The sequence below is a fragment of the Leptolyngbya sp. FACHB-711 genome, from assembly GCF_014695615.1.
GTDB lineage: Bacteria > Cyanobacteriota > Cyanobacteriia > Elainellales > Elainellaceae > Leptolyngbya_A.
Genome location: NZ_JACJOR010000286.1, coordinates 1 through 9,105 on the forward strand (window position 1 = coordinate 1; position 9,105 = coordinate 9,105).

The following is a 9,105-nucleotide window of genomic DNA, read 5'->3' on the forward strand; positions in this document are numbered from 1 at the left end:
TTGTCGATGAACGTGACGGTAGTGACTGCTTCACGGGGTGCAACCATTGCCCTGGCTCGCCTTCAGCAAACTTGTCCCTATTTTACTCCTTCTAGAGTGATGAAACAGGGATATAGTGCTTTTCCTGAAAGTCCAATTCCCCCAGCAAATAGGGGCAGTAGTAGATCTGGTAATTCCGCTTTTTATTTTGGCGGCTCAGTTGCCCATAGCGATGATGGGAGCGTCCACCCCAACGAGTTCTGAGATTGCTTGCCTTACCCACATACCAAACTTCTCCAGCCGCATCGATCACGGCATAAATCCCCGGTACATCTGGTAGATTCATCCTGCTAGAGAGCGAAACGTTTGCCCACTGCTGCCATTCAGGTTGAGACTGGGAAGATGAAGTCATGATTCTGAGACTAGCAACAGAACATCAAGGCAAGCGACCGCTTCGCGCAGCCGCCTGTGGCGGATCGATCTAAGCCATCCGCCTGTGGCGGATCGCAGGGATTACCACGCTGGTATTTGCTTATATCTTTGGCAGCGATCGCAGTTCACCACAGATAGCGATCGCTTGCGCTTCTATAAGCTACTCTTCCACCCACCATTGGTACACCACATCCGTCTGCGTCCCCTGCCCGACACTGACTGCTAGCGTTTGCCCCTGATTGCCATAAAACTCAAACCGACATAAGCCCATTCCTGTCCCAGCACAATCCACAATCTCCGTATAACCCAGTCCCCGAAAATAAGTGATTTTAGAGGACAACCCAAAGGGATTCGACTCTTGAGCGTTGTAGCTGGGACTCCATCCTGCATTCAAAATGAGCTGTCTTGCCTGAGCATAAGGCATTCCCTGTTGCAGGTTAGGAACCGATTGAGCCTGAACAGGTACTGTCCCTAGAAAGGGAGCCGTGAATAGAGCAGTGATAATCGGAAAAATAGAAATTCGCATAAATTGCTTCCAGGGCAAGGCACTCCTTACTGTAGAATGCCCAGGCAAGGCAGCAGGGTAACGGGAAGCGTGTTTCGGCTTGAGACTCTGACTACTGCCTTCGATCGCAAATCATCAAAGGGTGTTCGTTAGTCGAAACCCCTGTATTCTGCCGTCTGAGAGCGATCGCCAGATAGAGATTGTTTGAAGCTGCTATCAGGTTTCAGTAAACCTTCGAGATATTCCTCAGCAGCAGGGGAAAATTAAACAACCGTAGCATTCCCCTGCTGTATTTCATGCATTTTACAAAAGTTGCTCTACTGGCTCTAATACTGACTGCCACTGCCACTTGCCTTCCTGCTCAAGCTCAAGCCCAACGGTTAAGAACTGAGAATTTCCAAGTAACAGTAATTCACAATTGCGCCAACGACGGTCCTATTTGCGACGATGTTTCTTACGTTGGAACAAATCTCAACTTCGGTGAGATGATTCGTCTAAACGGAACTACAGTTCACACGATTTGTGCGGATGGAATCACTCCCTGTCGTTTCGTGGGGTATCAGTTCCATAGTGGACAGTATCGCTACCTTGTAACTCATGAGGGGACTTTAGAGGTTTACCGAGGGAGAGAGCTACTGCTGAAAGAGCAGGGAATCTGGGAAACACCTGAGTAGCAACGTGGACGTTGATAGACTCCCACGCCCCTACCCCACCCTCTTCTTAGCTCCACTCCTGCCAGCACTGCTAAAAGCCAAAAAGACAGAGGGAGCAACGATATTGAGACGCCATCGCAGCAGTTGCAGCTCTTCAGCAATGGAGCCAGCGAGTATCAGAAGCGATTGTAGGTTCACTTGGGCAAAAAATCGATTGCAGGATGACTGAGTAAGCACTACCTTCGCAGTTTGCCTAGTCAGGGCAGCAGGGTAGCAAGGAGGGCGATCGCTTTTCTTAGGAGCAGCGATCGGGCGGGATTGCAGGGGGCTTGCTAAGGAACCTACGCGGATTGAGGGAATCTACCAAGTTAAGGCAAAGCGAGTACAACCCGTCAAAGTCAATCTACTTGTACCGTATCTCCGATTTATAGAACCATAACCCTATGAATGACTCATTATGTTGAAGTTCAAGTTCAAACCATCGTCTCTGCTGATTAGTCTACTCGCCTGCTTAGCCATTACTTTCAATGCCATTACACAAACCGCGACCGCGACCACAGAGGTGGTGCAATGTTCTAGTACAGATGGTTCTGAACGGAGTAACCCCATCTTTTTTGCAGCCGTCCAGCCAACGTCACAAGGATATGACCTGTTGATTGTTGAAGAGCGGGGAAAGTACATTTTTACGCTTAAGCCGGATTTAACCATTCGTGAAGTCAGTTCCATTCAGGGGCAGGAGCTGATTCCCTGGAATCTCGCTGCCTATGATGGTTCTCCTATTTCTCTTGAACTGCAAAATGGCACGTTTACCATTGAAATGATGGTTAGTACCCGTTCATTTTGCAGCTTTCGTGGAAGGGCACAAATCCTCAATAGCCTTTGATCCAGTGCGTCGCAATGTGAATGTCACAAACTCCCAACATTCTGGTCGAGAGCTGTTTATTGTTTCAATGCTGCTTAACCCACACATTAGGACATCGCAATATTTACAGTCAGAATTTTGTAATTTCTGCCAGGATTCGAGAAAGGCTTTCTCCGTTCTATAAATACTCACAATCTCTCAGGTCACAGCGATGAAATATAGTTTTTTCTATGGATTAGCAGCGACGGTTACTCTCCTTACTGTATCCTGCCAATCCCCTTTACTACAGCAGGCTTCGCAGCAGCAAGTTGGAGCTGTAGCTCTCGCTACTTCTCCAGCACAGCCAAGTTCAGCAACCTGCGATCTAACCAGCAGCATTTATCGAGATGTGGGCAATGGAGGGTTTGAGCTGGAGTTTAGTTCCGCAGATCGGTCTTTATCCGGTGGTAACGTTGCAAGCGCGACGTTGAAGTATCCAAACGGTAGTATTCTCTATACATTCTCCTTGACTCAAGCCCAGGGTTATGGCACTGTTTCACTCATTCAAGCAGGGGGAAGAGACAGTTTTACAGTGAACTTTTTTAATGCTGACCTTACCCCTGCTTCCTGGGCGTCCTGGCGGCGGAGTGCAACACCCACCTACCTATTCATTAGCGGTCTAGGGACTGCTCAGTATTACCGTGAGAGGAATCAGGTCGGTGAAACGGTTCCGCTACTGGGCGACGTGATGTGGAAGTTCGATCGCTGCAAAAGTTGATCCGGACTGTTTGCTTGAGATTCTTGAAACGGGGATAGGTCGATCGAAAGAGAGATCAGGGGGCGATTGTCAGATAGGGATGCTTTGAAGCTGCCATTAGACTTCAGTAAACCATCAGGATTTGCTCCTACAGATGGGAACACTTAAGCATTCGCAAGCACTCCTTGTTCCCCTCATGTACTTCATAAAAGGTGTTCTAATCGCTGTCATGCTGGCTGGCTTTACGGCTGGTTTCCCTGTTCAAGCTCGGCAAGTTGTCACAGATGACGACAATCAGGTGGTAGACGACAATAATGCGACACCCAATGGTGCGACCATTACGCCACCTCAGTCAGCGATCCTCTCTGTCCCATGCGTTAATGGGGGTGGTTCAGGCGGATGGATGTATCAAAACCTGCCAGAACATTACTTTCCGATCGGGCTAATTACCGTGAATGAATGGTCTCCACGCTCAATTCCGGAGCATTCAATGTATGACCCAGAAGCTCTGTGGAGCCAGTACGGAACTTGCATTATCGTTCCTGCAAGATATCCATAGCCAAGACAAGACTTCTTCCTACCACACCACAGTGATTATAGAAATGAAAGCCCGATCGGCAAGCCAATCGGGGGAAGTGCTAACTTTTCTGGTTCAGTGTGTCCAGCAACAGCAACAGAATTTGCTATCGATAAGCTGCTTCGCTTTCCAATCTCCCAAGATCTAAAATAGTGGTGGGGCAATAGCAGGGGACGATTGTCTCTTCCAAGCCCATAGAGCTGGAAGCGGCTGTCAACAGCCCCATAACACCTAAGTCTCTTAAGTCTCTAAGCTCTGGTTAAGGAGCCTTGGGCAACCAGCGAAACTGGGACTGATGAATCCAGCAGTTCTGGTAAGTCTCGTAGTACCAGTCTTCAGCCCCAGGAAGGTGGCGATCGGGATTAACCTTGATGATTCCCTTAGCAAATACTTTGACGACTCTTCCAGTTTCTGGCTGCGCTCTACAGTTGCTTGGCGGATCAAACACTTCCGCGTTGAAATTCGCACTCGCCACATCTTGGGATCTTGATACAGATGAGGAATTAACAGTTGCTGCGGGAGCGGTTATACCTGGCTCTTTTACAGGATTGGTTGCTGGCGTCGCAGTTTGTGCAAGCGGGGTAGGTGTTACTGGAGTTTCGGATGGGGTTGTGGTTGGCGTTTCAGATAGGGTAGACGGCGATTGCTTCAGGGAGTCAATAAACTTTGCAAGCGAAGCGTCACTCAGCCCTGTGAATCTCCAGTAGCCATTGGTTCCTGTCATCTGAAATTCAACCACTTGCCCGGAAGGATTGAGCACTGATACGAGGGCTTCATTCCCCATGCGGTTGATGCTCAAGACCTTGAAGCTTCCTTTCTTGGCACTTTGATCCAGGTCGGTAATCGACTCTTCCAATTTCGTGCGAATTTGCTGCTCGATAATGGGGCGCATTTGTTGCAGCATCCCAAGACCAATCATCGTTCCCAATTGCTCAAACCCATTTTGAGAGGTTTGCAAGGTTGCAGTCGCCTCTTTTGAGGCATACGCCACAACTGCATCCGTAGTTTGGGTTGATATCTCTTTAATATCTACACGCGATTTCAGATCCTTGCTGAGATACCCAATATCAAAGAGCGCATAGCTTGGAGTCGTGCGCCAATACGCGAAGGTTCCACCCAACACTACCGTAAACGCGCCTAAAACCAGACCTACCTTATGCAGCGTTTTCATGGTCGTTCTACAGCCCTTATGCCACAACTTGCCCTCTTGCCCTAATTCTCAAGATACTCAGAGATTAAGCAAACAGACCAAGGCAGCCTCTTTCCTCAATTGGTTTTCATGGAGACTTTTTACGCTCTTTATCTTGAGCAGGTTTCTATCGATTGGTTGACGGTTCAGCTACAAACGGCGCTTGACTCGTCCATTAACCAATCCACGGCTCTCTCAGAAACTGAGTTTGCGGCACTGGACGGATGCCCCTGTCATTGTTCTATGCGGTTGGAAAACGGAAGTGAGCAATCGCTTGGCGACGGTACTGAAACTTGGGGTAACATTCTACCACTGAATTACACCCGCCTTGCAGCACAATGAACTCCAACAACGGAACTAAAACCAACCAGGAGAGTCCAGACGATCGCAAGTTCCGCTAGGTTGCCAACTACTGAATCCCGGCAACGGGACTGAAACACAACCTGAAATCGATGCCGATCGCTCAAACAGAGTCATCCAGCCACAGTTTGAGCAGTCCCAATGCACCTGCACCAGTTGCGTTGAACCGATCGACTTGTCGCTGCCGCCTTTGGCAGGTCGGCAATCCACAATTTGGACATCTTCCTGTAAATCTAGCAAGTCCAGTTGCGCCGTTAACGGGCGTTGCCTGGGCTGTAAAACCAGTTCCCCGTTGTAATAAGCTGCACCTTCTGGCTGCCATTGCTCCTCCGCCTCAGAAGGTTGAGCGATGCAAAGCTGTTTTCCCTGCGGGGCGATCCGCCTTTGGCGGCTGCGCGGAGCGGTCGCCACAAAATCAAGGCACTCGTCCGACGCTAAACCCGTTGGATGCACTGTACAGCGCAGATGCGGATTGCGGGTGTAGAACTGGCAGAGCTGACACTGAGGCGGGTAGTGGGGATCTGGTAGACTGTGCATTTGCGGATTCAGAGATTGGGGCATTGATATCGGGTTCCCTGTTCTCACGCTTAAAACAGATCCTCTTTCCTGCTTGCGGTTCTGGGAAAGAATCTAACCTTCTAGCAACCAATTTCCCAGAACCAATCGAGGCAATGCTCTGACCCTGCTGCCCGCTCCAGACCTCAGCCTGACGATGAGAGGCTATGCTAGAAGTACAGCATTCGGAGGCATTCCCTTCTTTATTCCATCTCTCGATATTCATGCGCTGATCCATGCTCTGGCAACTGAAGGGGCAGTCTCAGTTCCCCTCCTTACTGAACCAGCAAGGCAAGCCCTCCTACTGGAGGCACAGCACTTTCACTATGAGCCCGAAATCAAAACTGTAGGAACGGGCGATGCTGTCGTCAGAACAGAATATAGCGCGTGTACTCGACTGCCCGACAATGGACTGTATCCAGAATTCAAGCAGGCGTTTCAGACCTTGCTCGATCAGGCGTGCGATCGGCTTGATGCCTATCCCTTTAGTACCCCTTTGCAATTCACAGAACTGGTTGTGCAACGGTATGAACCGGGGCAACTTGGCATTACGCCGCATCGAGATAGTTTGAGGGCGATCAACCTGATTGCCCTTGTGAATCTGGGTGGGCAAGCCGAGTTTTATTGCTGCGATGACCGTCAAGGCACCCATGCTGTTCAACTTGACACCACACCCGGCAATGTCATTTTTCTACGTGCTCCAGGTTTCCTGAATACTTCCGTGCGCCCCTTTCATTTTGTCACCCACATTCGATCGACTCGCTATAGTTTAGGCTTGCGGCAGCGCATCGGGAATGGGTAGTTCATCAACCAATCAACCCGACTAATTCTTAGTTCCAGGCACTCCGCATCTTCAGCGTGAGATAACGTGAGATGGAAACTTATTATGGACTACATCACAGAACTGAAGCACTATTTGGATCAGCAGGGACGCTTAGAGAAATGGCCCTCTAGACGCAACAAAGGACGGTTGCAGCAGCTTGCTCTGGAATATTTAGCCAATCAGTTTGAGCACGACCTTCTGTACAATGAGCAGGAAGTCAATGCTTTACTCAGGCAGCATCATACCTTTGACGACCCAGCCCTGCTCCGTCGAGAACTCTTCGATCGAGGGCTAATAGATCGGCTGCGAGATGGGTCTGCGTATTGGCTGAAGTAATGCTCTCGATGGTCTGGGCAGTAGGCTAGAGAGTCAGACTCGTCTGTCCTCCACCGCAGCTCAAAAGCTTTTGTCATGGCTTGCTCAAGTGCTCTAGGCTCTCTGAGCCATCCACTACACGAATTGTCCCTTTGGACAAAAACTTCTCCGGCCAGTCCAAACCCCGCTCAAAGCAGGAACTGAGCAAGTGAGCGCTTCTCGTTGCATTGCTATCATCCCTAAATCAGAGCTTAATGATGTCTAAAACCATTATCATTAGCGTCACTGCCGACCAAAAACTGGAATTACCTTCCGGAATTCACAGCAACGCTTGAACTTGGCATCGCATTGACAATCTGGGAAATGACCAGAATCAACCTTCAATAGACAGAAGAAATTGCTTGTGAATGAGATACAACTACTGGAGATACATTATGTTTATATTATCTGTTGTGCAAATGATTGCCTTTACACCGGATATACAAAAAATATAGAACGGCGAATCGCAACTCATAATGCAGGTAAGGGAAGTCGGTATACCAGAGCACATCGCCCTGTGAAACTGGTGGCGTACTGGTGCTTCAAGACGAAACGAAAGGCACTACAGGTGGAATATAGAATAAAGCAATTGTCCCGTGAGCAAAAGTTAGCGATTGCCACAGGTGATGCAGCTCCAGAGTGGTTCGGTGAGCATGGAGCCTAAACAACTCGATCAAAAGGTATCAGGGTTGTCTTAAGACCTACGAGTCCCTTCGGGAATGGTGCCATAAGTTTGGGCAGCAATACGCGAATCAAGTGCGACGCAAACGCCCCTATCTCACAGATAAGTAGCATCTGGATGAAGTCGTTGCCCTTCTTCGCGCATGGCAGCAGCAGGTTCAACGGCAACCACCTCATGTCCAAGCGATGATAACCAGGCTACATCTCGCCCACTTCCTGCTCCGACATCTAACACTAAGCTAGGGCGGTGCGAAGCACTCTCCTTTGTGAGGCAATCCGGTATTAGTCCAAACAGCCAACGGTAAACTTCCTCAGCTTGCAAGCTTTCGTAAGCTGGGATGACCGAAGCTGCATTTTGCTCATACCATCCAATCAAACTCACACCCCAGTTGCCCTTATTTTTGAAATTGTTTTTGTAGGAGCACTCGTTCCAAACAAACACCCATGCTAATCCCTACCGCATAACAGATCAAATCACTCCACAGAAATCCAAAGCCAAGAATCAAACCTCCAAGCTGGGTATGGCGAATCGCGTCAATCCAGGGCGCATGATAGAGCTGGCTTAACTCAATTCCTAGTGCAAATAGACCCGCACTTATCGCCGATCGCAATATTGATTGCTGAGGCAGGAGCCAGCGCACAAGCAGGTACACCAGCAGTGCCCACAAGATGTCACCACTATACTGCCCTAAAAACGAGGTCGGTGGCAGGAGGGAAGAGCGTGAAAGCAGTCCGAGCAGGATGACGATGCTAGCAACTACCATTACCCTGATGCGATAGCGGAGGTTTTTTGCTGGCATGGTCATCATCCTGATCTGATTTACTAAATATCAATACGGGCTGGTCGAGTCGGCATCGGAATTTCGATTGTGTTGGAGCGGTTGGTAATGAGGAGCCTATAGCGATCGGTGATGACATTCATCGCGGATGCTCATTTCTCATGCCTTTACTACTGGCGCGTTAGTGTCGATGCTAGAGAAGGTATCCATCAAGTTTTATCTATGAGTTTTACGACTGAGATAGAAAAGTTGCCTGCTACCGCTGCGTTGACTGCAATCGATGCTGACGCAACTGAGACTGCTTCTGGTGTTGAGCTGTTTAGCTATGGGCTGTGCTGTGCCGCGCAGGGAGCTGTCGGAGTAATTGGCTTTGCTTGTTTAACGCTGATCCCGATCGCCCTGCATCATGGATTATTCCCTCTCTAACTGAAATGGCAAAAGTCAGAATGCCCTTGAGTTTCAGGTCTGCTCTGGATTTCTTGTGACTTGTAGAGGTTAAAGAATAATCCAGAGCAAAAGATCGACGAAAACCAGGCGACAAATCCTCTACCCCTTTTGCTGATTAAGGTTGGATACGGTTCATTCGTAGATTTGAAGAATCAAACCTCGGTGTTGGTTAA

At 49.0% G+C, this 9,105-nt stretch carries 13 protein-coding genes; 7 read left to right on the forward strand and 6 right to left on the reverse strand.

The features are described from left to right. Positions 1-91: 91 nt before the first annotated feature. Together H6F80_RS11200 and H6F80_RS11205 are read right to left on the reverse strand one after the other, a co-directional pair. Positions 92-391 (reverse strand): GIY-YIG nuclease family protein, encoded by a 300-nt coding sequence (locus tag H6F80_RS11200; protein WP_190791634.1) that lies wholly within the window; start codon positions 389-391, stop codon positions 92-94. 180 nt (positions 392-571) lie between these two features. Beyond that, positions 572-937 (reverse strand): hypothetical protein, encoded by a 366-nt coding sequence (locus tag H6F80_RS11205; RefSeq protein WP_190791635.1) that lies wholly within the window; start codon positions 935-937, stop codon positions 572-574. Between the two features lie 1,089 nt (positions 938-2,026). Between H6F80_RS11205 and H6F80_RS11210 the strand changes: the two genes are divergently transcribed. From H6F80_RS11210 to H6F80_RS11220, 3 genes are all read left to right on the forward strand, one after another. Further along, positions 2,027-2,452: a hypothetical protein gene (locus H6F80_RS11210; protein WP_190791636.1), complete on the forward strand. Its 426-nt coding sequence runs from the start codon at positions 2,027-2,029 to the stop codon at positions 2,450-2,452. Positions 2,453-2,642: 190 nt separating this feature from the next. Further along, a complete protein-coding gene (locus tag H6F80_RS11215; protein ID WP_190791637.1) occupies positions 2,643-3,188 on the forward strand; it encodes a hypothetical protein in 546 nt (181 codons plus the stop codon). Positions 3,189-3,363: 175 nt separating this feature from the next. After that, the gene (locus H6F80_RS11220; protein ID WP_190791638.1) at positions 3,364-3,726 is read left to right on the forward strand and encodes a hypothetical protein; all 363 of its coding nucleotides are present in this window, start codon (positions 3,364-3,366) and stop codon (positions 3,724-3,726) included. Positions 3,727-4,003: 277 nt separating this feature from the next. Here the strand turns inward: H6F80_RS11220 and H6F80_RS11225 are convergent, their stop codons facing one another. Together H6F80_RS11225 and H6F80_RS11230 are read right to left on the reverse strand one after the other, a co-directional pair. After that, the gene (locus H6F80_RS11225) at positions 4,004-4,915 is read right to left on the reverse strand and encodes a LysM peptidoglycan-binding domain-containing protein (protein ID WP_190791639.1); all 912 of its coding nucleotides are present in this window, start codon (positions 4,913-4,915) and stop codon (positions 4,004-4,006) included. 375 nt (positions 4,916-5,290) lie between these two features. Beyond that, positions 5,291-5,854, reverse strand: a complete 564-nt coding sequence (locus tag H6F80_RS11230) for a hypothetical protein (RefSeq protein WP_190791640.1) — start codon at positions 5,852-5,854, stop codon at positions 5,291-5,293. Positions 5,855-6,005: 151 nt separating this feature from the next. On the opposite strand from H6F80_RS11230, the gene H6F80_RS11235 reads away from it, so the two are divergent. The 3 genes from H6F80_RS11235 to H6F80_RS11245 all read left to right on the forward strand — a co-directional run bounded on the left by H6F80_RS11235 (position 6,006) and on the right by H6F80_RS11245 (position 7,689). Next, positions 6,006-6,650, forward strand: coding sequence for a hypothetical protein (locus H6F80_RS11235; protein ID WP_190791641.1), 645 nt, complete (start codon positions 6,006-6,008; stop codon positions 6,648-6,650). An 84-nt stretch (positions 6,651-6,734) separates the two neighbouring features. Next, the gene (locus tag H6F80_RS11240; RefSeq protein WP_190791642.1) at positions 6,735-7,007 is read left to right on the forward strand and encodes a DUF2087 domain-containing protein; all 273 of its coding nucleotides are present in this window, start codon (positions 6,735-6,737) and stop codon (positions 7,005-7,007) included. 382 nt (positions 7,008-7,389) lie between these two features. Beyond that, positions 7,390-7,689: a GIY-YIG nuclease family protein gene (locus tag H6F80_RS11245; protein ID WP_518523558.1), complete on the forward strand. Its 300-nt coding sequence runs from the start codon at positions 7,390-7,392 to the stop codon at positions 7,687-7,689. Positions 7,690-7,803: 114 nt separating this feature from the next. On the opposite strand, the gene H6F80_RS11250 is transcribed toward H6F80_RS11245, so the two are convergent. Together H6F80_RS11250 and H6F80_RS11255 are read right to left on the reverse strand one after the other, a co-directional pair. Next, a complete protein-coding gene (locus H6F80_RS11250; RefSeq protein WP_190791643.1) occupies positions 7,804-8,088 on the reverse strand; it encodes a class I SAM-dependent methyltransferase in 285 nt (94 codons plus the stop codon). Between the two features lie 13 nt (positions 8,089-8,101). Beyond that, positions 8,102-8,506 (reverse strand): ribosomal maturation YjgA family protein, encoded by a 405-nt coding sequence (locus H6F80_RS11255; RefSeq protein WP_199296509.1) that lies wholly within the window; start codon positions 8,504-8,506, stop codon positions 8,102-8,104. A 201-nt stretch (positions 8,507-8,707) separates the two neighbouring features. Between H6F80_RS11255 and H6F80_RS11260 the strand changes: the two genes are divergently transcribed. Continuing rightward, positions 8,708-8,911 carry a hypothetical protein gene (locus H6F80_RS11260; protein ID WP_190791644.1) on the forward strand — a complete coding sequence of 68 codons (204 nt, stop codon included), beginning with the start codon at positions 8,708-8,710 and terminating at the stop codon, positions 8,909-8,911. The last annotated feature ends 194 nt before the right edge of the window (positions 8,912-9,105 follow it).